Origin of the sequence: Leifsonia sp. Root227, from assembly GCF_001428745.1 — a bacterium.
Classification (GTDB): Bacteria; Actinomycetota; Actinomycetes; order Actinomycetales; family Microbacteriaceae; genus Leifsonia.
Genome location: NZ_LMIO01000004.1, coordinates 119,757 through 141,668 on the forward strand (window position 1 = coordinate 119,757; position 21,912 = coordinate 141,668).

The window sequence follows — 21,912 nt, forward strand, 5'->3', positions numbered from 1 at the left end:
CACCCGCACTCATCGAACGCTTCCGAACAAGGACAGAACTCCCATGAAGAAACGCACCATCGCCGCGTCCATCGCCGCGGCCACCACCGGCCTCCTCCTGCTCTCCGCTCCGCTCGCGGCCAGCGCGCACGTGCACGTCACCCCCGACCAGGCAGAGCCTGGCAGCTACGCGACGCTCACCTTCAAAGTGCCGACGGAGTCGGCGACGGCGGGCACGGTGAAGCTCGTCGTCGACCTGCCGACAGCCGACCCGTTCACCTCGGTCACCTACCTCCCGCTCGCCGGCTGGACCACGACCGTGGACACCGAGACCCTCGCCAAGCCGGTGAAGACCGACGACGGAACCATCACGCAGGCTCCCGTGCGCGTGACCTGGACCGCGGACTCCGGCGTGCAGATCGCACCAGGGCAGTTCCAGGAGTTCACGATCTCGGCGGGCGCCGTGCCCAAGACCGGCCAGCTCGTCCTGCCGACGCACCAGTACTACAGCGACGGCAGCGTGGTCGACTGGAGCGAGAAGACCCCGGCGTCCGGGGCAGAGCCCGAGCACCCTGCGCCGACGATCTACGTGACCGACCCTGTGCCGGCCGCCGACGGCGAGAACCTCGTCGCGAGCTCGACGCCGGCGCCGGTCGCCACGTCGTCCGGGCTGGCGGCCGACGCCCTCGCGATCGGCCTGGGCATCGGCGGACTCGCGCTCGGCGCCATCGCGCTCGTCGTCGCCGTGTTCGCGGCCACCAGGCGCGGGCGTGGGAAGGTGGGGGCATGACGCACCGCATCCGCACCGCATCCATCGGGGCGTTGACCGCCGCCATCGCGGCCGTCGCTGTCGCGGTGCTTCCCGTGGCGAGCGCGTCGGCGCACGACTACCTGGTCGGCAGCGACCCGGCGGCCGACGCCGTCGTGAGTTCGCCGCTCGACGCGGTGAAGCTCACATTCAACGACCGCGTGCTCGACATCGGCGGCAACAGCGCGCTGGTGACCGTGACGGGTCCGGACGCGGCGACCCGCCACTTCGAGACCGGATGCGCGACCATCGCGGACACGGTCGTAAGCGCACCGGTGGCGCTCGGCGCCGCAGGGAAGTACACGATCACCTACCAGATCGTGTCGGCGGACGGCCACCAGGTGTCGAACTCGTACGCGTTCAGCTACCAGCCGCCGGCAGGAACGGCAGAGGCGGCAGGCACGGAGAAGACGGCGTGCGGCGCCAGTACATCCACGCCGAGCGCTGAGCCGACCACCTCGGCGACGCAACCCGCCGCCGCCGAGCCGACGGAGACCGCAGGGTCCCCGCAGCCGACCGCAGCCGCATCCACGGATATCGGCCTCGTGATCGGGATCGCGGTCGCCATCGTGGTGCTCGCGATCATCGCGGTGGTCATCGTCCTCCTCACCGCCCGCCGCAAGCCCAAGCCCGGTCCCGGTCCCGGCCCCGGTCCCACGCCCGACGAGTAACAAGCAATCGAGTCCGGACTTGTTCACACCTCGCGACGGCGTGTCGCCTGAACAAGTCCGGACTCGATGGATGCGCTGGGGGGCCGGGGGCGTCAGGGGGTCGGCATGCCGCCGTTGACGTTGAGGGTCTCGCCGGTGACATAGCTGGACTCCGCAGAGGCGAGGAAGACGTACGCCGGCGCCAGCTCGGTCGGCTGACCGGCGCGGCCGAGCGGCGTCTGCTCGCCGAAGTCGGGGAGCTTGTCCTTCGGCTGACCGCCAGCGACCTGCAGCGGTGTCCAGATCGGCCCTGGCGCGACGGCGTTCACCCGGATGCCGCGCGGCGCCAGCTGCCCGGCGAGCGCCTTGGTGAACGTGTTGATCGCTGCCTTCGTGGTGGCGTAGTCGACCAGGATCTCGCTCGGCAGGTATGCCTGCACCGAGGTCGTGTTGATGATGCTCGAACCGGGCTCGAGGTGCGGGAGCGCCGCCTTCGTGATCCAGAACATCGCGTATACGTTGGTGCGGAACGTCTCGTCGAACTGCTCGTCGCTCAGGTCCTCCAGCCGTTCGCAGAACTGCTGCTTGCCCGCGTTGTTGACCAGGATGTCGATACCCCCGAGCGCTTCGACGGCGTCGGCGACGAGCCCACGGCAGGCCTCGGCCGTCGTGATGTCGTACGGCAGCATGGCGACGGTCGCGCCGCTGCCCTCTACGACGGCCGCGATGCGGCGGGCGTCCTCCTGCTCGTCGGGCAGGTAGGCGATGGCGACGTCTGCGCCCTCCCTGGCGAACGCGATCGCGACGGCAGCGCCGATCCCGGAATCGCCTCCGGTGACCAGCGCCTTCCGCCCGGTCAACCTGCCCGTGCCGCGGTAGGTCGCCTCACCGTGGTCCGCCTTGGGCGCGAGGTCCGCATCCAGGCCAGGCGCATCCTGGTGCTGCTTGGGGGCGTCGACGGAGTCGAAACGGTCGACGGGATTCTGAAAGGTCAGTTGGTCGGTCATGAGGCGGACGGTACGCCGGGCCGCACGCGCGTCGCAGGGGGTTTACGCCGGGCAGGGCGCGGGCGTAACGTCTCCGCATGGACAAGGACGCCCAGAACCAGCCGACAGCGGTACCCACCGAGCAGATGGACCCGGACATCGTTCCGGCCCCGCTCCCCGACCCCGCCGCCGTCGACGACGGAGACGAGGAGGACGGGCGCCTCTGAGCACAGCGATGGCGCGGTGATCCTGGTCAGTCGGGGGCGCCGCCTGATGCCGTGTCCTCTTCGGTCTCGGCGTTGTGGTGCTCCTGCTTCGACGGTTCGGAGTCCTGACCGTGGTCGTGGATGGCTGCCGTGAAATCGGCGCTCGTCATCTCCTTCTCTCCGTCGTCGAGGTCGGGGCGGTTCTGGTCGCTCATCCGGTGATCCTTCCGTCGCGGGGGCGCCGGTGCGCCCCGTAGGCTCCGGACGGTAGCCCCCGCATCCGTCCGGCGGAAGGGGGTGTGGACGGCAACAGGTGGCAGTTTCGCCGGCGCCAGAGGACACACACGTCCGGTTGAGCCCGCGCACAGCCTCGTGAGGCAAGGTGGGCGGGTGGAGATCGTTGTCGACGTGGTGCTCGTGGTGCTCGCCGTCGTCGCCATCGCCGCGGGGTGGAGCAACGGAGCCATCCGTGCCGCCGGTTCCCTCGTCGGACTGGGACTCGGACTCTGGGCCGGGCTGAGCCTCGCTCCGCTCGTCGTCGCCTGGCTCGCCGAGGCCGGCTGGGGAAGCGTCACGGAGCGCTCGGTCGTCGCCGCCATCGTCATCCTGGTCTGCGCCGCCGTCGCGTACGCCATCGCCGCCGGACTGGCGTCGCTGATCGGAAAGCTGCTGCGCCACGGACCGATCCGCTGGCTCGACTCGCTCGTCGGCGCCGTGCTCGGACTGCTCACCTGGGCCGTCGTGGTCTGGCTCGTCGCCGGTTTCGCCATGGCCACCAGCCTGGCGACGGTCGTGCAGGCCGCCAGTTCGTCACGCGTCGTCGCGACCCTCGACAGCATCGCGCCGTTCCCGGCCAGCACGGTGCTCGGAGCGGTCGACGACGCCCTCGCGGGGGCCGGTCTTCCCCAGGTGTTCGAGAGCGGCGAGTCGATCAAGACGATCCAGGCGCCGGACCCGTCCGTGCCGAGCGCCGTGGCGGCGACGGAGTCCTCCGTCGTCACCGTGCTCGCGTCGAAGCCCGCGTGCGGCGTCGACTCGGAGGGCAGCGGCTGGGTGGTGCAGAGCGGCAGGGTCGTGACGAACGCGCACGTGGTCGCCGGCGCATCCACCATCGTCGTGCGGGAACCGGCCACCGACAGGGTGGAGCGGGCGACGCTCGTCGCGTTCGACCCTGAGCGCGACCTCGCCGTCCTCGATGTCACCGACCTCATGGCGCCGCCGCTCGACATCGGGCCGGATGTGACCGCCGGCGCCCAGACGTACGCGGCGGGCTATCCGGGCAACGGCCCGTTCACGATCAGCCCGGAGCGCGTGCGCGACCGCATCATGGCCCGCGGCACCGACATCTACCAGTCCGGATCGGTCGACCGCGACATCTACTCGCTGCGCGGCAGCGTGCGTCCCGGCAACTCTGGCGGTCCGCTGCTCGACTCGTCCGGCGACGTGGTCGGCGTGGTGTTCGCCCGCTCGACCGTCGACCCCGACACGGGATACGCGCTCACGCTCGCCGAGCTGCGGCCGGTGCTGTCGTCGGTGAGCTCCGCGCCGATCAGCTCCGGCGCCTGCTCCACGGGCTGATCGCGCGACGCCGCGCGGAACACTTTCGGGCGCGAGGTGGTTGGCTGGTGACATGAAGGCTGTCACTTACACCTCGACCGGACCATCGGATGTGCTGCAGTACGGCGAGCGCGACGAACCGCACGCCGGACAGGGCGAGGTGCGCGTGCGCATCCACGTGTCCGGCGTGAACCCCACCGACTGGAAGTCGCGCAGCGGCAGCGGCGCCGGTGAGCTCGCCCGTGCGCAGGTGCCCAACCAGGACGGCGCAGGCGTGGTGGACGAGGTCGGCGACGGGGTGAGCGGGCTCAGCGTCGGAGACAGGGTCTGGGTGTGGGATGCGGCATACCAGCGCGCCGACGGGACAGCGCAGGAGCTCGTCGTGCTGCCGGAGCGCCAGGTCGTGCCGCTGCCACAGGATGCGTCGTTCGACCTCGGCGCGTCCGTCGGCATCCCAGCGCTCACCGCCCACCGCGCGCTCACCGTGCACGAGGGAGGGCCGGCAGAGCTGTCGCCCGGCGCGCTCCACGGGCGCACCGTCCTGGTCGCCGGTGGAGCGGGCGCGGTCGGCCACGCAGCCATCCAGCTCGCGGTGTGGGCGGACGCGACCGTGATCGCCACGGTCAGCAGCCACGCGAAGGCCGAGCTCGCCAGAGCGGCCGGCGCCCACCACGTGGTCAACTACCGCGACGGCGACACAGCCCAGGCGATCGGCGCTCTCGCCCCGCGCGGCGTGGACATCGTGGTCGAGGTCAACCCGGCCGCCAACGCGGAGCTGGACGCGCGGATCGCCGCCCCGAACGCATCCATCGCCGTCTACGCGGACTCCCCCGGCGAGGCGACCGTCGCCATCCCGGTGCGGCCGAGCATGGGCAAGAACCTGCGCTACCAGTTCGTGCTCACCTACACGACGACCCCCGCGTCGAAGGACGCCGCGGTGCACGCAGTGGCGGCCGCCATCGCGGACGGCGCGCTGCCGATCGGCGCGGAGCACGGTCTGCCGGTGACGCGGTTCCCGCTCAGCGAGACCGCAGCGGCGCACGACGCCGTCGAGGGCGGCGTCGTCGGGAAGGTGCTCATCGACGTGGCGTGACGGCCCCGTCGCCGATCAGGGCCGATCCGGTCAGGCTTCCGGCGCCTGGCCGGTGTAGAAGCCGTAGGTCGCGTCGGCGTTCCTCGCCGCCTGCTCCCTGTCCGCTCCGGCGGCGACGTGCGCGGCCGCCCAGCGGTCGGCCACGGCACGAGTGAACGCCTTGCCGTCGTCGGAGAGCGCCCAGGCCTCGCCCTCCTCGGGTGAGATCGCGCCATCGAGACCGCCGAGGTTGAGAGCGAGGCCGACGAGGGCCTGATCCCAGCCGACGCCGGTGGCCCCTGGACCGAACGTCTCCCACATCCCGGCGGGAACATCGGCGACCAGGGCGGAGTGCTCCAGCTCGAACCGCGTGCTGTCCTCCGTCACGGCCGTGAGCCGCACGGTGACCCAGGTGACCCCTCCGCCGAACTCCCAGGTCACGCGGTACTCGGCGCTGCCGTCCGCCGGCGGCGTGCAGGACAGCACCTCGCCTCCGGCGTTGCCGGTGAGCTGGTATCGGCCGCCGAGGCGGAGGTCGCCGGAGACGGGGAGGAACCAGCGGGCGATCCGCTCTGCGGTCGTCGTCGCCTCCCAGACATCGTCGATGCCGGCCGGATACTCCTGGCCGATGGTCTGGATGCGCGTGGGAGCGCCATCGAACTCCTCGGTGCGCAGACTCCGGGTGACGGCGTCGATCTGCGGGGTCACGTCGACCATGATTGCTCCTCCTCGAGGTGTGCTGGATCATCGGAATGCGCGCGCTCGGCGGCCAGGCGGCGCTCACGTCCGCCCCTCGCCAGTTCGGTGCCGAGAGCCGCGAGCGGGCCGCGCCAGAAGCGCTCGAACGGGCTCAGCCAGTCGTTCGCCTGCTGAAGTCCGTGCGGGTCGACCGCGTACAGTCTGCGGGTGCCCTCCGGACGGACGGTCGCGAAGCCATGCTCCCTGAGTATCCGCAGGTGCTGCGACACCCCCGGCTGGCTGATGCCGAACTCCTCCACGATGACGGAGGAGAGGCGTCCTGCCGACTCCTCTCCCTCCAGGAGGAGTTCGAGGATTCGCCGCCTGACCGGGTCTCCGAGAACGTCGAACGCGTGCATGGACCCAATTGTTGCGTTGCTTCTTATATAAGTCAAGCCTTAATAATGGAGGCGGGCGACGAGCTGCGCACGCGGGCCCGCCCCGCCTGGACCACCAACGCCACGGCGGCGGCGAGCGCGATCGCCGCCGCGTATCCGAGCGCGGTCGGCAGGAGACCGACGACGCCGATCAGCTCGCCGGCGATCAGGGCGGGAACGCCGTACGCGATGTAGCTGACCAGGAAGATGCCGGCGAACAGCTCTGCACGCTGGTTGTTCGGCGCGAGCGGTGCGAGCATCCGGAGCATCGAGGAGAACCCGGCGCCGAAGCCTGCGCCCGCGATGACGGCCCCGGCGAACAACAGCCAGAGCACCGCGAAGGCCATGCCGGCGGCTGCGACGGCGATGCCGATCACGATGGCGACCATCGAGACGATGGCGGTCCTGCGTGCTGGCGCACGGGTGAGCAGCAGTCCGGCCGTCGCGCCGACCGCGGGCGGCACGGCCACGATGGCGCCGTTGAGCAGCCCGCTGTCCAGGTGGAAGACCCCGCTCAGGATGGACGGGGAGAGGCCGATGAACAGGCCTGCGAGCATCCAGGTGGACGCGAAGAGCGGGATCGCTCCGACGAACTCGGCCCGCGCCGCGCGCGGGATGACCAGACGCGGGATGAGCGAGCCGAGCGCTCCCGGCCGTCGCGTGACGGTCTCCCGCACACCGAGCACCACCAGCAGGCCCGCCACGAACAGGACCACCAGCGAGACGAAGACGATGGTGGTCGGCTGCGGCACGAACTGCACGGCGAGGCCGGTGAAGAATGCGCCGAGCGCGATGCCGCCGACCGGTGCCGTGCTGCCGATGGTCGCGCCCAGCTTCTTGTGCCGTTCTGGCGCGAGTTCCACGATCGCGGCCGTGAAGGTGCTCATGGCCGCGCCTGTCGCCACTCCCTGCACCGCGCGGGCGGCGATGATCCAGCCGATGTCCCTCGCGAAGAGGAACATCAGCATCGCGACCGCCTGCAGGGCGAGAGCGCCGATCAGCACGGGTCGGCGGCCGATGTGGTCGGAGAGCGAGCCGGCGACCAGCAGCGTGACCAGGAGGGTGATGGCGTAGATGGCGAACGCGACGGTGAGCAGCCACGGCGCGAAGCCCCACTCATGCTGGTAGAGCACGAAGAGCGGACTCGGAGCCCCGACGGCGAGGGCGACGGCCACGAACGCCAGCGAGGTGCCGATGAACGCCGGCATCGGGCGCAGCCTGCGGCGCGCGCGGCCGGCGTCGGTGCGGCCGGCAGAGCCCGCCGGGTCCACTGCACGGCGGATGCGCGCGACGGAGGCGGTGCTGGTCTCTTCTGCTGTCGTCATGATTCCCTCCAAAAGCAAATCTGATTGCTTTAAGGATGCTAAACCCCCGCGCCCTTCAAAAGCAACAAGATTTGCTTTAAGCTATTCCGTATGGAGACAACCACCCCGAAGCGCACGGGGGGACGCAGCGCTGCGGTCATCCACAGTGTCCGGACCGCCGTCGAACAACTCATCAAAGAACGCGGACAAGACCGCGTCACCGTGCCGATGATCGCCGAGCGCGCCGGCGTCAACCCCACGAGCATCTACCGCCGCTGGGGCGACCTCCCTACCCTCATCAACGACATCGCCACCTACCGGCTCGACCCGGAGCGTCCGCTTCCGGCGAGCGGCAGCCTCAGGGAAGACCTCACGGTCTGGGCCCGCGAGCTGGTCAACCACTACCGCAAGCCGGTCAATGCCGCACTCCTCCGCGGCGGGGCGGGAGCCGCGGGAGAGTCGACCTCCGACTGCCTGCGCAACCGGCGCGAAGAAGCCACGATGTTCGTGGAGCGTGCCGCCGACGTCGGGCTCACGGTCGACGACATCGTCGACACCGTCGTCGCCCCGATCGTGCACCGCACGATCTTCCAGCCGTGGCGGCTCACCGACGACACCGCCGACGAGCTGGTCACGCGACTCTTCCGCCTCGCCGACTGACTCGACCTGGATGCCGTCGCCCGCGGCCTCCGCAGGTGGCGTCCCAGCCGCTAGGGTCGGGAACGTGAGTCGGGAACCTGGCCAGGAGGAGCGGGGCGGAGCGAGGCGGACCGCCGCGGAGCGCGCCGCAGCACGCTCCGGCTGGGCCGTCGGCATCGCCACGGCCGCGTACGGCATCTCCTTCGGAGCGCTCGCCACCGCATCCGGGCTGGACGTCTGGCAGACGTGCGTGCTGAGCCTGGTCATGTTCAGCGGCGGCTCGCAGTTCGCGCTGATCGGCGTGCTCGCCTCCGGCGGCGTGGCCGCCGGAGGGTCTGCGATCGCGGGGGCGGCCCTGCTCGGCGTGCGCAACTCGTTCTACGCGCTCCGCCTCTCCCGCATCATCGGACCAGGCTTCTGGCGGCGCACGGCCGCGACCCAGCTCACCATCGACGAGTCGACAGCCGTGGCGACCGCCCAGCAGGAACCGCGGGCGCAGCGCATCGGCTTCTGGACGACGGGCCTGGTCGTCTACATCGGCTGGAACATCACCACGCTGGCCGGCGCCCTGCTCGGCAACCTGATCGGCGACGTCAAAGCGTACGGCCTGGATGCCGCTGCCGCCGCGGCATTCCTCGGCCTGCTCTGGCCGCGGCTCAAAGCACGACAGACCCAGGCGGTTGCGGTCGCGGCCGGGTTCGTCGCCACCATGCTCACCCCGTTCCTGATGCCTGGCCTGCCGGTGCTCGCCGCAGCGGCGGTGGCGATCGTCGTCGGCGTGCTGAACCTGTTCGGTCGCCGCAGCGATCCCCCGCGCCCTGAGGCGATCCCGATGGAACGCGAGGTGGAGCCGTGACGACCTGGAACATCATCCTGCTCGCCTCGATCGCTGTGCTCGCCCTCAAGGCGGTCGGCTGGCTGGTGCCGCCGAAGGCGCTCGACCACCCGACGGTCGCGCGGGTCAGCGACCTCCTCACCGCAGCGCTGCTCGCCGCTCTCATCTGTGTGCAGACACTGGGCGTCGGTCAGGCGCTGCAACTGGATGCGCGGCTCCCCGCCGTCGCGATCGCCGCCGGCCTCTACGCCCTCCGCGTCCCCTTCATCGTGGTCGTCCCCGCCGCAGCCGTCGTCGCCGCCCTCATCCGCCTCCTCACCTGACCGGCGCCAGCGAACCGGCAGGGTGTCGGAGGCGCTTCGTATGCTCAGGACGCAGCGGGCCGGGCTGCGGACCAGAAGGAGAGCAGTGGGCGCGTGGCACCCGGTGACGAACGCGCAGGCGAACGAGTGGGTCCTGCGTCAGGGGACGCTCGGCGCACCGTACGCCGTGGTCCGCCGGTTCGCGTTCGGCGACCCGAACCGTCCGGACGTGTGGTTCCGAGTGGTCACCTGGGCGCCCGCATCCACTGGTCGTGAGCTGATCGGCTGGTGCCGCACCCTGGAGGCCGCCGCGGCCGCCGGCTGGGACTACCGGTGCGCGGAGGAGTCGTGGCGCCACCACCTCGCGGCCAAACGAGTGGATGCGGCCGCGATGGCGGACCAGCGCCCTCCCGCCTCCGAGCTCGTGCGGTTCTATCGCGCGGCATTGCGGCGTCGTCCGACCGGGAGCACGATGGAGCGGACACCCTCTGGAAGGCGAACATGAGCGAACCTGTCGACGTCGATCCCGCGGATGGCCGCAGCGAGAGCGCCTCTCAGCGGGCGGATCGGAACTGGGCGGACATCCTGCAAGAGCTGCGTGTGACGCAGACCGGCACGCAGATCATCAGCGGCTTCCTGCTGACGATCCTGTTCCAGCAACGGTTCGGGGAGCTCGACGGCTTCCAGGTCGGCTTCTATCTCGTGCTCGTGGTGCTCGCCGCCGCGTGCACGGCGCTCGGCCTCGCGCCGGTCGCGCTGCACAGGCAGCTCTTCCGCCATCACGAGAAGGTGGAGACCGTCGCCATCGCGAACCGGCTCCTGCGCGCGACGCTGGCGCTGGTGGCGCTGCTGACGAGCGGCGTGGTGTTCTTCGTGTTCGACGTGCTCCTCGGCCCGGTGGTGGGAGCCATCGTGGGAGGGGTCGTCCTGGCCATGCTCGTGGTGCTGCTCTACGTGTTCCCCCGTGCGACGCTCGGGCGCGTCAGTCGATGACGGCCGCCGTGCGGTCGAGGATCGCCGCCACGTCGGCGAGCACGGACTCGAGCATCCCGATGGCAACACTGTCACCGGACGCGACCGCCTCCGCGAAGTCGAGCACTCTTTCCCTGTCGAGGATGCTCGCGGCCGACGGGGTGAGGTAGAGGTAGCGCAGCACGCGCAGGTGGACCGTCTCGATGGCCTCGGCCAGCACCTGGTTGTCGATGGATGCCAACGCTATGAGCAGCACCCGCTGGAAGATCTCGATGGGCGACACGCCTCCATCGCGCTCCAGGCGGCCGGCGACCAGTCGCAGCTCCAGCTCGTCGCCCTCCGTGCGCAGCCTCAGAGCCTCGGCGAGCGCATCAGGGTAGAGCTTCTGCAGCACCAGGACGGCCCCGGCGATCTCTTCGTCGATCATGGGCGCGACGCGGGTGAATCTGTTGGGCGCGGTCGTGACCAGGCCAAGCGGGACGAGCCGGCTCAACGCCTCGCGGATGGGCGTGCGGGACACGCGCAGCCAGGCCGTGAGCTCGGCATCCTTCAGCCGCTCGCCCGGCACGAAGCCTCCATTCAGGATGCGGGTGAGCAGCACCTCGAAGACGTCGTTGCGCAGGAGCCGACGATCGGCGGTCAGCGCAGGCATACCGGTCGGAAAGCTCGAAGAATCGTCAATGGTCATGGGTTGGTCTGTTCTTCCTGTTCACGGATTTGCGGGAGAGCGGATGTGGCCCAGGGAACGGGTGGTATATTTCTATGTATATCTCCAGGTATATCATTGAGCATCTAAGCTTGACAACCTTTCATTTACCCGAAGGAGCCGGCTATGCCGATGCCGACAGACCACGTGGCCCGCGTTTCGCTCTCCGACGAGGCGTACACGCGCATCGAGGCGGCGATCATGAACGGCACCCTCGAACCGGGTGAGCGCCTCCGCGACCCCGATCTCGTGCAGTGGTTGGGAATCTCCCGCACACCGATCCGTCACGCCCTCGACCGTCTCCTCGACCAGGGGCTCGTCGAGATGGAGCGCAACCGCTACACCAGGGTCGCCGGTTTCGACATCGCTGGTGTGCGCCAGGCGATCGAGGTGACGGGCGACCTCTGGGCAGGGGCCGCCCTCCGCAACCGCGAGCGGTGGTCGGAGGACGAACTCCGCCTGCTCGACGACAGCTGCGCCGCCCTGGTGGATGCCGCCCAGCAGAACGACACCGGCCTCTACGTCGAAGCTGTCGAGCAACTGGCCACCCTCTACGTGCGCGTCGAAGGCAACGCAGTCCGGCTGCGCACCATGTCCAACGTGATGCCGCAAGTGCGTCGCGTCGCCCGCAAGCTTTCCGGCCGGGTGGATGCGGACGCAGTGCGCGCCTTCGCCATCCCTCTCGCGGAAGCGACGAGGAACGGAGACGGTGAAGCCGCTGCCACCCGGATCGGCGCGTACATCGCGCGCATCGGCGATGCACTCGACGCCCTGCAGAACTGACCACTGCTTCCGGGGGCTGCACGGTCAGGAAGATCCGTGCGGGCCCGGATGCCCCGCCCCGGAGCCCCTCATAACCTGGTCTCAGGCGTTCGACCGGGGGGACGAACTACCGGGGGGAAACACAGATCGAGGCCGGAGCGGCAAAACGCACCGGCCTCGATTCTTGTGTCCTGGTGCTCGCCGACGTCGGCACGCGCTGAATGCCTACCGCTCGACCACGAAGGCGACGTGTCGGCGGAGGACCGTCATCGCATCCCGGAGCGCCTTGTCGGTGGCGCAGCTCGCTTGCGCGACCATCCCGACCCCTGGGCCGGCGAACACGCGAAGCAGCGCAGCGTCGTGCAGGGTGACCCCGGAGTCGACGGGCGAGTAGACGATGCGCAGCACATCCATGGTGCTGCCTTTTCCGGAAGCCGCGGTGTCGTTCAAGGCGAGGACGGAGCCGGCGCGCAGTGCGCGGTTCTCGTGGAGATCGCTCGTCGCGTCGACGAGGGCGGCGCTGGAGCGGGCGTCGTCGTGGTCGACGACGTAGTCCTCGTCCGTGACGTCGAAGCGGTCGAGGCTGACGATGCATCCCGTGCCGCGCTGGCGGTACTCGATGTACGAAGCGTCCCCGCCCGGCTCGACCGTCCAGCCGGAGACACGGTCGAGGTCCGTGTAGAACGAGATCGCTCCTGCGTCCGCCTGGGTGAGGGCCGCGCCGTCTGCGAACGTCAGTGCCGACGGGCGGGCGCCGAGCCCCGAGACGCATCCGGTCAGCAGCACGGCGACGGCCACGGCAGCGCTGCACGCTGCGATGACCCGACGGGATGCGGTGGTCGCGAGCACGTCCTCCCCCTTCTACGCTCCCCATCCTCGCACGCACCGCGCGGGCCGAACAGCACGAAAGCCGGACCCCGAAAGGGGTCCGGCTTCGTGTGTCGCTGCTGGTGACTACTTGGTCAGCGGCTCAAGGGTCGGGTCGTTGGCGTACGCCTCCGCCGCGTTCTCCTTGGTCACGACGACCGGGGTGAGCAGGTAGGCCGGGACGACCTTGACGCCGTTGTTGTACGACTTGTCGTCGTTCGTCTCAGGCTTCTTGCCCTGCTGCAGGTCGGAGACCATCGCGATGGCCTGCTTGACCAGCGCGCGGGTGTCCTTGTTGATGGTCGAGTACTGCACGCCGGCCATGATCGACTTGACCGACTCGGCCTCGGAGTCCTGACCGGTGACGATCGGGACCGGCTTGCCAGCGCCCTGCACCGAGGTGATGATGGCGCGGGCCAGGGTGTCGTTCGGCGACAGGACGCCGTCGAGCTCCGTCGAGCCGTAGTTCGCGGCGAGCAGGGTGTCCATACGGGTCTGCGCGTTCGCCGGGAGCCAGCCCTGGGTGGAGGTCTGCTTGATGTCGGTCTGCTTGGAGACGACCGTCAGCGTTCCGTCGTCGATCTTCGGCTGCAGGATCTTCATGGCGCCGTCGAAGAAGACCTTCGAGTTCGCGTCGTCCGGCGAACCGGAGAACAGCTCGATGTTGTACTTGGTCTTGTCCGGGTACTTGGCCTTCATGCCGTCGAGCAGGGCCTGGCCCTGGAGCTCGCCGACCTTCTCGTTGTCGTACGCGACGTAGTAGTCGACGTTCGGCGTGTTGAGGATGAGGCGGTCGTACGCGATGACGGTCGCGCCGGCGTCGTGCGCTGCCTTGGCCTGCGCGGCGAGCTGGCCACCGTCGACGGCGCCGATGATGACGACCTTGGCGCCGTTGGTGATCATCGACTGGATCTGCGACTGCTGGTCGGAGACGCCAGAGCCACCGGCGTACTGGACGTCGCCCTTGAAGCCGGCGTCCTTGAGGCCGTTGGTGAACAGGTCGCCAGCGAGCACCCAGTTCTCCGACGTCTTAGTCGGGAGGGCGACGCCGATCGTGGCGCCCTTGTCGAAGCCGGCGGCTCCGGTCGAGTCGCCTGACGAGCCACGGCTCGAGCAGCCCGAGAGGGCCAGCGCGGCGGCAGCAGCGACGGCCACTGTCGCGAGTGCGATTTTGCGCATGTGTGGATTCACTTTCTCTTGTTGAAGGTGGTGCAGGGATGGAACAGACGGGTAAGTCTTGGGGGGTTGGCTATTTGGTCAGGGAGCGCGAGCTCGCCTCGGCGGAGTCGGCGTCCGGCATGACCACGGGCTGGTCGGCGCCGATGGCGTCCGCGGCCTGCTTCTTGCCGCCGCCGAACATCCTGCCGATCAAAGACGGACCTCCGCGGCGCTTGGAGTAGACGTCGATGCCGACGGCGATCAGCAGCACGAGGCCCTTGATGATCTGGACCTTGTCGGAGGTGACGCCGAGCAGCTGCAGGCCGTTGTTGAGGACGGCGATGACGAGACCACCGACGATGGAGCCCGCGACGGTTCCGATACCGCCGGAGACCGCTGCGCCACCGATGAACACGGCGGCGATGGCGTCGAGCTCCCAGCCGAGACCGTCCTGCGGTCCGGAGGAGACCGAGCGGGCCACCGCGATCATGCCGGCGAGAGCAGCGAGCACGGACATGTTCATCATCACGTAGAAGTTGATCCGCTTGATCTTCACACCGGACAGCTCGGCGGCGTGCCAGTTGCCGCCGACCGCGTAGATGTGGCGACCGAAGATCGTGCTGCGCGTGATGAACGAGTAGAGGATCACGAGGACGCCGAGGATGATGCCGGATACGGGGAAGCTGGTGCCGATGCGACCGCCGGCGAACACGAACGCGAAGTAGATGACGACGGCATCGACCACGACGACCTTGAACACGCTGACCCACAGCGGCGCCTTCTCGGAGCCCATCTTGGTCTGGCTGCGACGGGTGCGCCACTCCATCACGGCGACGACGATCGCGATGATGAGACCGAGGAGCAGGGTGGAGTTGTTGTAGCCGAAGTCAGGTCCCCAGTCGGGCAGGAAGCCGCCGCCGATGAAGGTGAACCCGTCGGGAACCGGGATGGTGTTGGCGTTTCCGATGAACTGGTTCAGGCCGCGGAAGATGAGCATGCCCGCCAGGGTGACGATGAACGCGGGGACGCCGACGTATGCGACCCACCAGCCCTGCCAGGCGCCGATCACGACACCGATCAGGAGGCCGAGGATGATCGCGAGCGGCCACGGGACATGCCACTCCGTCATCGACTTGGCGACCACGATGCCGACCACCGCCGCCACAGAGCCGACCGACAGGTCGATGTGACCCGCGATGATCACCATGACCATGCCGATCGCCAGGATGAGCACGTATGCGTTCTGGTTGACCAGGTTGATCAGGTTCACGGACTCGAGCGTCTTGCCGCCCGTCGCGATCTCGAAGAACACGACGATGACGACGAGTGCGCCGAGGATGCCGAACTGGCGACCGGCGGACTGGCCGCTGCCGAACATCTTGGCGAGGTCGCGGATACCCCCGGACTTCTTCTTTTCGGGAATCTGTGTGGTCATTATCGGGCAACCCTCTTCTTGGCGGATGTCATGCTTTTCAGGAGCGTTTCAGGGGTGGCCTCCGCGATCGGAAGCTCATTGGTGATCTGGCCCTCGAAGATCGTGTAGATGCGATCCGAGATGCCGAGGAGTTCTGGGAGCTCGGAGGAGATGACGACGACGCCCTTCCCCTGCGCTGCGAGCTGCTGGATGATGCCGTAGATCTCGAACTTGGCGCCGACGTCGATGCCGCGGGTGGGCTCGTCCAGGATGAGCAGGTCCGGGTCGGTGAACATCCACTTGGCCAGGACGACCTTCTGCTGGTTGCCGCCGGAGAGCGTGCTGACGCCGCGCTCCACATCCGGGGTCTTGATGCGCAGGCTCTTGCGGTACTCCTCCGCGATCGCGAACTCCTGCTGGTCGTCGACCACGTTGAAGCGCGAGATCTTCTGGAGCTTGGCGGAGACGATCGACTCCTTGATGTCGTCGAGGAGGTTGAGCCCGAGCACCTTGCGGTCCTCGCTCACGTACGCCATGCCGTTCGCGATGGCGTCGCTGACGTTGCGGACCTGGATCTCCTTGCCGTCCTTGTAGATCTCGCCGGAGATGAAGTTTCCGTACGAGCGGCCGAAGACGCTCATCGCGAGCTCGGTGCGCCCTGCGCCCATCAGGCCGGCGAAGCCGACGATCTCGCCGCGGCGCACGTGGAACGAGGAGTCCTTGACCACGAGGCGGTCGGCGACCTGCGGGTGCTGCACGACCCAGTTCTTCACTTCGAAGAACGTCTCGCCGATGTTGGGGGTGCGGTCGGGGAAGCGGCTCTCGAGCGTGCGTCCGACCATCCCGCGGATGATGCGGTCCTCGTCCACGCCGTCCGCTTTGACGCTCAGGGTCTCGATGGTGCGGCCGTCGCGGATGATCGTGATCTCGTCGGCCACGCGCTCGATCTCGTTGAGCTTGTGGGAGATCATGATCGAGCTGATGCCCTTGCTCTTGAGGCCAAGGATGAGGTCGAGCAGGTGCTGCGACTCCGCCTCATTGAGCGCAGCGGTCGGCTCGTCGAGGATGAGGAGCTTGACCGACTTGTTGAGCGCCTTGGCGATCTCGACGAGCTGCTGCTTGCCGACGCCGATGTTCTTGATGGGGGTGTCAGGGTCGTCGCTGAGGCCGACGCGGGCGAGCAGCTCGGTGGCGCGGGACTTGGCCTCCCGCCAGTTGATGACGCCGCCGCGGCCCGGCTCGTTGCCGAGGAAGATGTTCTCGGTGATCGACAGCTCGGGGATGAGCGCCAGCTCCTGGTGGATGATGACGATGCCCTCGTGCTCGCTGGACCGGATGTCCTTGAAGCGCATCTCCTGGCCGTTGTAGACGATGTCCCCCGTGTACGTCCCATACGGGTACACGCCGGAGAGGACCTTCATCAGCGTGGACTTTCCTGCACCGTTCTCGCCGCAGATCGCGTGGATCTCATCGGCTTTGACGGTGAGGGAGACATCCTCGAGTGCCTTCACACCAGGGAACTCCTTGGTGATCGCGCGCATCTCCAGGATGACTGCGTTCGACGGCATCGTCGCTCCTTCGGGTTTGTTGCTCAACTGCGAACCATCTGCCTAAGTAGTAAACGCTAAAGTCAGGCTTGGCGTCAAACAGTGAACACAACAAGTAAATAACGGTCTTGATCCGGTGGGCAGGGTTCCGCGCTATTCGCGGCCGGCGAGAGACGCTTGGATCACCAGCGCGGCGGCCCCCAGGGACTCCGCCCGGTCGCCGAGCGACGACATCCGGACGGTGGTCGTCTCGCCGATCACCGGGATCGCGTTCTGCAGGATTCCGTGCCGGATCGGGTCGAGGAGCGCATCCCCGAGCCCGGCCAGCGGGCCGCCGATCAGCACCAGCTCCGGGTTGATCACGTTGGCGATGTTGGCGATGGCCTGGCCGATCGCCTGCCCGGCGTCCCCGACGACGCGAAGCGTCGCAGGATCGCGCTCGATGCCCTTGCGGAGGATGTCCTCCGTGGTCACCTGCGTTTCAGAGCCGCGGCCGAGGGACTCGATCATCACGGTCGTCGATGCGACCGTCTCCAGGCAGCCGCGGTTGCCGCAGCGACAGATCACGCCGTGCTCGGTGACCGGCGTGTGCCCGAGTTCGCCCGTGATCCCGAGGTAGCCGTAGTACGGCTGGCCGTTGAGGATGAGCCCGGCGCCGATGCCGGAGCCGATCTTCACGAAGATGAGGTTGCGGACCCCGCGGTTGGCGCCCCAGGTCACCTCCGCGAGCGCGCCGAGGTTGGCGTCGTTGTCGACAACGACGGGGAATCGGAAGGCGTTCTCGAGGTCGCGCAGGTTGACGCCGACCCACTCGGGGAGGATCGCGCCCTGCAGCACGGTTCCCGTCCTGCGGTCGATGGGGCCGGGGATTCCGACGCCGACGGAGAGGACGGATTCGCGCGCGGAGCCGTTGGCGACCAGCAGCCGGTCGATGAGCTCGGAGGCGGCGAGCAGGCTCGCATCCACGTCGTAGCCGAGGGGCAGGGCGATGCCCTCCTCCGCCAGCACCTCGTATCCGAGGGTCGCGAGCACCACGCGGACGTGGCGGCGCCCGAAGTCGACGCCGACGGCGATATCGCCGGTGTCGGTGAGCTGGACGAGCAGGGCGCGGCGGCCTCCGCTGTTGACGGGGCTGGTCGCGACCACGCCCTTCGCCGCCATGTCTCGCACGATGTTCGAGACGGTGGCGGTCGACAGTCCCGTTCCGCGCGCAAGCTCCGCCTGGGTGGCAGGGCCGTTGGCGAGGAGGAACTCGAAGAGCCGCTCCTGGTTCAAGTGCCTCAGTGCGCCTTGCGACCCGGGGTTGCGTGCGCCACGTACGAGAGAGCCCGAAGTGGCGGTCATGCGATAAGGGTGCAGGAGCGAACCCTTGTAGTCAAGTTGTGAACGTAACCCCACGGTTGGGGCACAAGGTCGCTTCAGGTTTCTCACGCAGCGGCACGCGGCCGACTCAGCGGGTGGAGGAACCCCGCGCATCCCGTTGCTGGGACAGGCTCCAGACCTCGCCGACGACCATGTCGGCCGGCCCCTCCCCTGTGGTCACGAAGTGGTCGACGTACGGGCCGATGAAGGCCTGCCAGCGGGCGTTCGCCTCGTCGCTGTCGAGTGCATCCATCGCCGAGGCGAAGTCGTCGCAGTCGACCAGGTGGAACAGATCGCGGCCGCTGCGCCAGATGGTCCAGTCGTGGATGCCGACGCGCGCGAACGACTCGACGAGGTCGTCCGGGATGGTGGCGTGGGCCTCCTCGTACCCGGCCTCGTGGCCTTCCCGGACGATGGAATGCAGTGCGACGCGCATCGGATTCTCCCTGGGGTTGGAATGCTATAGGAAATAGTAATAGGGTTCATGGGACGAGCGAAAGGACTCTCGATGCCCACTCTGCCGACCCAGCCGACCCGATTCCAGCGACTCGGCCAGCCAGGAGCGGAGATCCCCGTCGTCAGTGACGGCACGACGAGCTGGGACCTGCGGCCGATCACCGCCGACATCGACGGCGCGTTCCTCGCCTCCGACGGGCTGGTGCGCGCATCCGCCGCAGCGCTCGCGGGCGAACTGCCGACGATCGACCCGGCCGGGATGCGCGTCGGCGCTCCGATCTCCAGGCCGACCGCCGTCATCTGCATCGGGATGAACTACGCAGCACACGCACGAGAGTCCGGCGCGGAGCCGCCCACCGACATCGTCGTCTTCTACAAGCATCCGAACACCGTGGTCGGGCCGTACGACACCGTGCTCGTCCCTCCCGGATCGACCACCACCGACTGGGAGGTGGAGCTCGCCGCGGTGATCGGGAAGCGCGCGCGCTACCTGTCGTCGCCGGAGGAAGCACTGGAGTGCATCGCCGGGTTCGCCGTCGCGAACGACGTGTCGGAGCGCGAATACCAACTGGAGCGCTCGCTCGGCCAGTGGAGCAAGGGCAAGAGCTTCGAGACCTTCAACCCGCTCGGGCCGTGGCTGGTGCCGACCGCCGCGGTGGGCGACGGCTCCGGCCTCGGCATCTGGTCGACGGTCAACGGCGAGCAGCGCCAGCGGTCCAGCACCTCCGACCTCATCTTCGGCGTCGCAGAGATCGTCTACCGGCTCAGCCGGTTCACGGTGCTCGAACCAGGCGACCTGATCAACACGGGAACCCCGGAGGGCGTCGGCCTGTCCGGCCGGTTCCCGTACCTCGCGCCGGGCGACGTGGTCGAACTCGGCATCGACGGACTCGGCGAGCAGCGCACCACCGTGCGCTCCGCCGACTGAGACAAGGAGAGACAACGGTGTCGCAGAACTTCGAAGGACTCGTGGCGGCCGTCACGGGCGGCGCATCCGGGCTCGGCAGGGCCATCGCGGACGAGCTCGCCTCCAGGGGCGCCAGGGTGTTCGCCCTCGACCTCGACGCCGCAGCGGTCTCCGCGCCGCATACGGGCATCCGGTGCGACATCGGCGACGACGACTCCGTGCGCGACGCGATCGCGGCTGTGATCGCGGACGCCGGCCGACTGGATGTGGTGGTCGCCAACGCGGGCATCGGCGCGCAGGGCGACGTGCTCGCCAACGACGACGCCGAGTGGATGCGCGTGCTCAACGTGAACGTGATCGGCTCTGCCCGCACCATCCGCCATGCCCTCCCGCACCTGCAGGAGTCTCCGTCGCCCGCCGTGGTGCTGACGAGCTCGATCGCGGCGTGGGCCGGCCTCCCCCAGCGCGTCCTGTACTCGGCGTCCAAGGGCGCCGTTTCGGCGATGACCCTGGCGATCGCCGCCGACTGCCTGCCGCTCGGCATCCGCGTGAACGCGGTCGCGCCCGGCACGGCCGACACCCCGTGGGTGGGGCGTCTGCTCGACTCGGCCACCGACCCGGATGCGGAGCGCGCCGCCCTCGCAGCACGCCAGCCGAGCGGGCGCCTGGTGCAGCCGCAGGAGGTCGCGGAGGCGGTCGCCTACCTCGCCGCGCCGGGCTCCGCATCCACCAACGGCGTCATCCTCGCCGTCGACGGCGGCATGTACTCCCTGCGCCCCCGTCGCTGACCCCCCCGCCCCGAAGCAATCGAGCCGGGACTTATGCACACGACACGCCGGTCGAGCGTATGCATAAGTCCCGGCTCGATTGCTTGGGACGGGGCTGAGGGGGGTCAGAGGGGGGCGGGGACGGCGAAGGTGTGGACGGCGAGGGAGGCGTCGAGCATCTGCATGCCGGTGCCGGGGGTGAGCGGGGCGCGGTAGCGGCCTCCGGTGACCTCGACCGGGGCGACGAAGTGCTCGTGGAGGTGCTTCGTGTACTCGATCATCCGGTTCTCCTGGCTGCCGGAGACGGCGACGAAGTCGAACATCGAGAAGTGCTGCACCGCCTCGCACAGGCCGACACCTCCCGCGTGCGGGCAGACGGGGACCCCGAACTTCGCTGCCAGCAGCAGGATCGCGATGTTCTCGTTGACCCCGGCGACGCGGGTGGAGTCGATCTGCACGATCGCGGCCGCCTGCGCCTGCAGGAGCTGCTTGAACAGCACCCTGCTCATCCCGTGCTCCCCCGTCGCGATCGGGACAGGGGCGACAGCGCGGGCGATCGCCGCGTGGGCGAGGATGTCGTCCGGGCTGGTCGGCTCCTCCACCCAGGCCAGGTCGAACGGCTCAAGAGCGCGGATCCAGTCGATGGCCTGGTCACGGTCCCAGCGCTGGTTCGCGTCGATCGCGATCCGGATGTCCGGACCGACGGTCTCCCTGGCGATGCCGAGCCGGCGCACGTCGTCGGCAAGGTTGTCGCCGACCTTGAGCTTGATCTGCTGGAAGCCCTCCTCCACGGCCTCGCGGGCGAGCCTGCGCAGCTTGTCGTCGGAGTAGCCGAGCCAGCCGGGCGTGGTCGTGTATCCCGGGTAGCCGAGCGCGAGCAGCGTCGCCTCCCGCTCTTCCCGACCGGGGACGGCGGCACGGAGCAGCTCCAGCGCTTCCTCGCGGGTGAGCGCATCGCTGAGGTAACGGAAGTCGACCAGGTCGACGAGCTGCTCCGGAGTCATCCTGGCCAGCAGCTGCCAGAGCGGGAGTCCTGCGCGCTTGGCCTTGAGGTCCCAGAACGCGTTGACCACGGCACCGATGGCCATGTGCATCACGCCCTTCTCCGGGCCGAGCCAGCGCAGCTGCGAGTCGTAGACGAACTCGCGCCAGAACCCGCCGAGGTCGTCCAGGATCTCCTCGACATCACGACCGAGCACGCGGTGCGCCACTGCATCGATCGCGGCGACCTGCACATCGTTGCCGCGGCCGATCGTGAACACGAACGCGTGACCGTCATGGCCATCCACAGCATCCGTCGTGATCCGGAGATACGCAGCCGAATAGTCCGGGTCCGGATTCATCGCGTCCGAGCCGTCCAGCATGGCCGACGTCTCGAACCGGACGTCTCGAGTTTCGAATCCAGTGACGATGCTCACGCGCATCCCTTCCCATCCGTCGCCGAGCGCACCATCACGTCGGGCTTCCAACCAACATCCTATTGGATATAGGTAGACGTGCGCCAGTCGTTGCCCAAATCCGTCGGCGAGCCACGCCGCGAC

General features: G+C 68.8%; 26 protein-coding genes. 13 read left to right on the forward strand and 13 right to left on the reverse strand.

All coding sequences use genetic code 11. The annotated features are described in order from the left end of the window. The first annotated feature begins 43 nt into the window (after window positions 1–43). Window positions 44–769: a YcnI family protein gene (locus ASE16_RS15225; RefSeq protein ID WP_055896917.1), complete on the forward strand. Its 726-nt coding sequence runs from the start codon at window positions 44–46 to the stop codon at window positions 767–769. Further along, complete coding sequence (locus ASE16_RS15230) at window positions 766–1,458, forward strand: copper resistance CopC family protein (protein ID WP_082581504.1); 693 nt, start codon at window positions 766–768, stop codon at window positions 1,456–1,458. The genes ASE16_RS15225 and ASE16_RS15230 overlap by 4 nt, the downstream gene beginning before the upstream one ends. A gap of 92 nt (window positions 1,459–1,550) precedes the next feature. Here the strand turns inward: ASE16_RS15230 and ASE16_RS15235 are convergent, their stop codons facing one another. After that, a complete protein-coding gene (locus ASE16_RS15235; RefSeq protein ID WP_055896920.1) occupies window positions 1,551–2,444 on the reverse strand; it encodes a glucose 1-dehydrogenase in 894 nt (297 codons plus the stop codon). A 77-nt stretch (window positions 2,445–2,521) separates the two neighbouring features. Between ASE16_RS15235 and ASE16_RS20280 the strand changes: the two genes are divergently transcribed. Continuing rightward, the gene (locus ASE16_RS20280) at window positions 2,522–2,650 is read left to right on the forward strand and encodes a hypothetical protein (protein WP_268765820.1); all 129 of its coding nucleotides are present in this window, start codon (window positions 2,522–2,524) and stop codon (window positions 2,648–2,650) included. Window positions 2,651–2,676: 26 nt separating this feature from the next. On the opposite strand, the gene ASE16_RS19810 is transcribed toward ASE16_RS20280, so the two are convergent. Next, window positions 2,677–2,844 (reverse strand): hypothetical protein, encoded by a 168-nt coding sequence (locus ASE16_RS19810; protein ID WP_157480417.1) that lies wholly within the window; start codon window positions 2,842–2,844, stop codon window positions 2,677–2,679. A 175-nt stretch (window positions 2,845–3,019) separates the two neighbouring features. Between ASE16_RS19810 and ASE16_RS15240 the strand changes: the two genes are divergently transcribed. Both ASE16_RS15240 and ASE16_RS15245 read left to right on the forward strand, forming a co-directional pair. Then, the gene (locus tag ASE16_RS15240) at window positions 3,020–4,207 is read left to right on the forward strand and encodes a MarP family serine protease (protein ID WP_055896923.1); all 1,188 of its coding nucleotides are present in this window, start codon (window positions 3,020–3,022) and stop codon (window positions 4,205–4,207) included. Between the two features lie 52 nt (window positions 4,208–4,259). Continuing rightward, a complete protein-coding gene (locus ASE16_RS15245) occupies window positions 4,260–5,279 on the forward strand; it encodes an NADPH:quinone reductase (protein WP_055896925.1) in 1,020 nt (339 codons plus the stop codon). 30 nt (window positions 5,280–5,309) lie between these two features. Here ASE16_RS15245 and ASE16_RS15250 read toward each other — a convergent pair whose 3' ends face one another. From ASE16_RS15250 to ASE16_RS15260, 3 genes are read right to left on the reverse strand one after another with little or no spacing between them, the layout of a single operon-like run. Beyond that, on the reverse strand, window positions 5,310–5,975 hold the full coding sequence (locus ASE16_RS15250; RefSeq protein WP_055896926.1) for an SRPBCC domain-containing protein: 666 nt from the start codon (window positions 5,973–5,975) through the stop codon (window positions 5,310–5,312). Beyond that, a complete protein-coding gene (locus tag ASE16_RS15255) occupies window positions 5,963–6,355 on the reverse strand; it encodes an ArsR/SmtB family transcription factor (RefSeq protein WP_055896928.1) in 393 nt (130 codons plus the stop codon). Before ASE16_RS15255 ends, ASE16_RS15250 begins: the two co-directional genes overlap by 13 nt. A 32-nt stretch (window positions 6,356–6,387) precedes the next feature. Continuing rightward, window positions 6,388–7,698 carry an MFS transporter gene (locus tag ASE16_RS15260; RefSeq protein WP_055896931.1) on the reverse strand — a complete coding sequence of 437 codons (1,311 nt, stop codon included), beginning with the start codon at window positions 7,696–7,698 and terminating at the stop codon, window positions 6,388–6,390. A gap of 90 nt (window positions 7,699–7,788) precedes the next feature. Between ASE16_RS15260 and ASE16_RS15265 the strand changes: the two genes are divergently transcribed. From ASE16_RS15265 to ASE16_RS15285, 5 genes are all read left to right on the forward strand, one after another. Next, window positions 7,789–8,337: a TetR/AcrR family transcriptional regulator gene (locus ASE16_RS15265; protein ID WP_055896933.1), complete on the forward strand. Its 549-nt coding sequence runs from the start codon at window positions 7,789–7,791 to the stop codon at window positions 8,335–8,337. 64 nt (window positions 8,338–8,401) lie between these two features. Continuing rightward, on the forward strand, window positions 8,402–9,172 hold the full coding sequence (locus ASE16_RS15270; protein ID WP_235500530.1) for an AzlC family ABC transporter permease: 771 nt from the start codon (window positions 8,402–8,404) through the stop codon (window positions 9,170–9,172). Beyond that, window positions 9,169–9,474, forward strand: a complete 306-nt coding sequence (locus ASE16_RS15275) for an AzlD domain-containing protein (RefSeq protein ID WP_055896935.1) — start codon at window positions 9,169–9,171, stop codon at window positions 9,472–9,474. The genes ASE16_RS15270 and ASE16_RS15275 overlap by 4 nt, the downstream gene beginning before the upstream one ends. Before the next feature lie 85 nt (window positions 9,475–9,559). Continuing rightward, a complete protein-coding gene (locus ASE16_RS15280; protein WP_055896937.1) occupies window positions 9,560–9,958 on the forward strand; it encodes a hypothetical protein in 399 nt (132 codons plus the stop codon). Then, a complete protein-coding gene (locus tag ASE16_RS15285) occupies window positions 9,955–10,446 on the forward strand; it encodes a DUF6328 family protein (RefSeq protein WP_055896939.1) in 492 nt (163 codons plus the stop codon). Before ASE16_RS15280 ends, ASE16_RS15285 begins: the two co-directional genes overlap by 4 nt. Here ASE16_RS15285 and ASE16_RS15290 read toward each other — a convergent pair. Beyond that, on the reverse strand, window positions 10,436–11,077 hold the full coding sequence (locus tag ASE16_RS15290) for a GntR family transcriptional regulator (RefSeq protein WP_055896941.1): 642 nt from the start codon (window positions 11,075–11,077) through the stop codon (window positions 10,436–10,438). The genes ASE16_RS15285 and ASE16_RS15290 overlap by 11 nt on opposite strands. A gap of 180 nt (window positions 11,078–11,257) precedes the next feature. On the opposite strand from ASE16_RS15290, the gene ASE16_RS19870 reads away from it, so the two are divergent. Beyond that, the gene (locus ASE16_RS19870) at window positions 11,258–11,914 is read left to right on the forward strand and encodes a GntR family transcriptional regulator (RefSeq protein WP_055896945.1); all 657 of its coding nucleotides are present in this window, start codon (window positions 11,258–11,260) and stop codon (window positions 11,912–11,914) included. Window positions 11,915–12,118: 204 nt separating this feature from the next. Here ASE16_RS19870 and ASE16_RS15300 read toward each other — a convergent pair whose 3' ends face one another. From ASE16_RS15300 to ASE16_RS15325, 6 genes are all read right to left on the reverse strand, one after another. Continuing rightward, on the reverse strand, window positions 12,119–12,742 hold the full coding sequence (locus ASE16_RS15300; RefSeq protein WP_055896947.1) for a hypothetical protein: 624 nt from the start codon (window positions 12,740–12,742) through the stop codon (window positions 12,119–12,121). A gap of 105 nt (window positions 12,743–12,847) precedes the next feature. Continuing rightward, window positions 12,848–13,939, reverse strand: coding sequence for a sugar-binding protein (locus ASE16_RS15305; RefSeq protein WP_055896950.1), 1,092 nt, complete (start codon window positions 13,937–13,939; stop codon window positions 12,848–12,850). A gap of 70 nt (window positions 13,940–14,009) precedes the next feature. Beyond that, window positions 14,010–15,353 (reverse strand): multiple monosaccharide ABC transporter permease, encoded by a 1,344-nt coding sequence (gene mmsB, locus ASE16_RS15310; protein ID WP_055896955.1) that lies wholly within the window; start codon window positions 15,351–15,353, stop codon window positions 14,010–14,012. Continuing rightward, a complete protein-coding gene (gene mmsA, locus ASE16_RS15315) occupies window positions 15,353–16,900 on the reverse strand; it encodes a multiple monosaccharide ABC transporter ATP-binding protein (RefSeq protein ID WP_055896958.1) in 1,548 nt (515 codons plus the stop codon). Before mmsA ends, mmsB begins: the two co-directional genes overlap by 1 nt. 132 nt (window positions 16,901–17,032) lie before the next feature. Continuing rightward, window positions 17,033–18,223, reverse strand: coding sequence for an ROK family transcriptional regulator (locus ASE16_RS15320; protein WP_055896960.1), 1,191 nt, complete (start codon window positions 18,221–18,223; stop codon window positions 17,033–17,035). Between the two features lie 106 nt (window positions 18,224–18,329). Then, the gene (locus tag ASE16_RS15325) at window positions 18,330–18,677 is read right to left on the reverse strand and encodes an L-rhamnose mutarotase (protein WP_055896962.1); all 348 of its coding nucleotides are present in this window, start codon (window positions 18,675–18,677) and stop codon (window positions 18,330–18,332) included. A gap of 72 nt (window positions 18,678–18,749) precedes the next feature. On the opposite strand from ASE16_RS15325, the gene ASE16_RS15330 reads away from it, so the two are divergent. After that, window positions 18,750–19,625: a fumarylacetoacetate hydrolase family protein gene (locus tag ASE16_RS15330; protein WP_055896964.1), complete on the forward strand. Its 876-nt coding sequence runs from the start codon at window positions 18,750–18,752 to the stop codon at window positions 19,623–19,625. Between the two features lie 17 nt (window positions 19,626–19,642). Beyond that, window positions 19,643–20,392, forward strand: coding sequence for an SDR family NAD(P)-dependent oxidoreductase (locus ASE16_RS15335; protein WP_055896966.1), 750 nt, complete (start codon window positions 19,643–19,645; stop codon window positions 20,390–20,392). Window positions 20,393–20,496: 104 nt separating this feature from the next. Here ASE16_RS15335 and ASE16_RS15340 read toward each other — a convergent pair whose 3' ends face one another. Beyond that, on the reverse strand, window positions 20,497–21,789 hold the full coding sequence (locus ASE16_RS15340; protein WP_055898846.1) for an enolase C-terminal domain-like protein: 1,293 nt from the start codon (window positions 21,787–21,789) through the stop codon (window positions 20,497–20,499). Between the last annotated feature and the right edge of the window lie 123 nt (window positions 21,790–21,912).

Coding starts and splice junctions, on each gene's coding strand:
- ASE16_RS15325 (WP_055896962.1), bottom strand. CDS start 18,677: ATGCGCGTCGCACTGCATTCCATCGTCCGGGAAGGCCACGAGGCCGGG.
- ASE16_RS15305 (WP_055896950.1), bottom strand. CDS start 13,939: ATGCGCAAAATCGCACTCGCGACAGTGGCCGTCGCTGCTGCCGCCGCG.
- ASE16_RS20280 (WP_268765820.1), top strand. CDS start 2,522: ATGGACAAGGACGCCCAGAACCAGCCGACAGCGGTACCCACCGAGCAG.
- ASE16_RS15330 (WP_055896964.1), top strand. CDS start 18,750: ATGCCCACTCTGCCGACCCAGCCGACCCGATTCCAGCGACTCGGCCAG.
- ASE16_RS15285 (WP_055896939.1), top strand. CDS start 9,955: ATGAGCGAACCTGTCGACGTCGATCCCGCGGATGGCCGCAGCGAGAGC.
- ASE16_RS15265 (WP_055896933.1), top strand. CDS start 7,789: ATGGAGACAACCACCCCGAAGCGCACGGGGGGACGCAGCGCTGCGGTC.
- ASE16_RS19870 (WP_055896945.1), top strand. CDS start 11,258: ATGCCGATGCCGACAGACCACGTGGCCCGCGTTTCGCTCTCCGACGAG.
- ASE16_RS19810 (WP_157480417.1), bottom strand. CDS start 2,844: ATGAGCGACCAGAACCGCCCCGACCTCGACGACGGAGAGAAGGAGATG.
- ASE16_RS15320 (WP_055896960.1), bottom strand. CDS start 18,223: ATGACCGCCACTTCGGGCTCTCTCGTACGTGGCGCACGCAACCCCGGG.
- ASE16_RS15255 (WP_055896928.1), bottom strand. CDS start 6,355: ATGCACGCGTTCGACGTTCTCGGAGACCCGGTCAGGCGGCGAATCCTC.
- ASE16_RS15290 (WP_055896941.1), bottom strand. CDS start 11,077: ATGCCTGCGCTGACCGCCGATCGTCGGCTCCTGCGCAACGACGTCTTC.
- ASE16_RS15245 (WP_055896925.1), top strand. CDS start 4,260: ATGAAGGCTGTCACTTACACCTCGACCGGACCATCGGATGTGCTGCAG.
- ASE16_RS15225 (WP_055896917.1), top strand. CDS start 44: ATGAAGAAACGCACCATCGCCGCGTCCATCGCCGCGGCCACCACCGGC.
- mmsB (WP_055896955.1), bottom strand. CDS start 15,353: ATGACCACACAGATTCCCGAAAAGAAGAAGTCCGGGGGTATCCGCGAC.
- ASE16_RS15250 (WP_055896926.1), bottom strand. CDS start 5,975: ATGGTCGACGTGACCCCGCAGATCGACGCCGTCACCCGGAGTCTGCGC.
- ASE16_RS15230 (WP_082581504.1), top strand. CDS start 766: ATGACGCACCGCATCCGCACCGCATCCATCGGGGCGTTGACCGCCGCC.
- mmsA (WP_055896958.1), bottom strand. CDS start 16,900: ATGCCGTCGAACGCAGTCATCCTGGAGATGCGCGCGATCACCAAGGAG.
- ASE16_RS15260 (WP_055896931.1), bottom strand. CDS start 7,698: ATGACGACAGCAGAAGAGACCAGCACCGCCTCCGTCGCGCGCATCCGC.
- ASE16_RS15235 (WP_055896920.1), bottom strand. CDS start 2,444: ATGACCGACCAACTGACCTTTCAGAATCCCGTCGACCGTTTCGACTCC.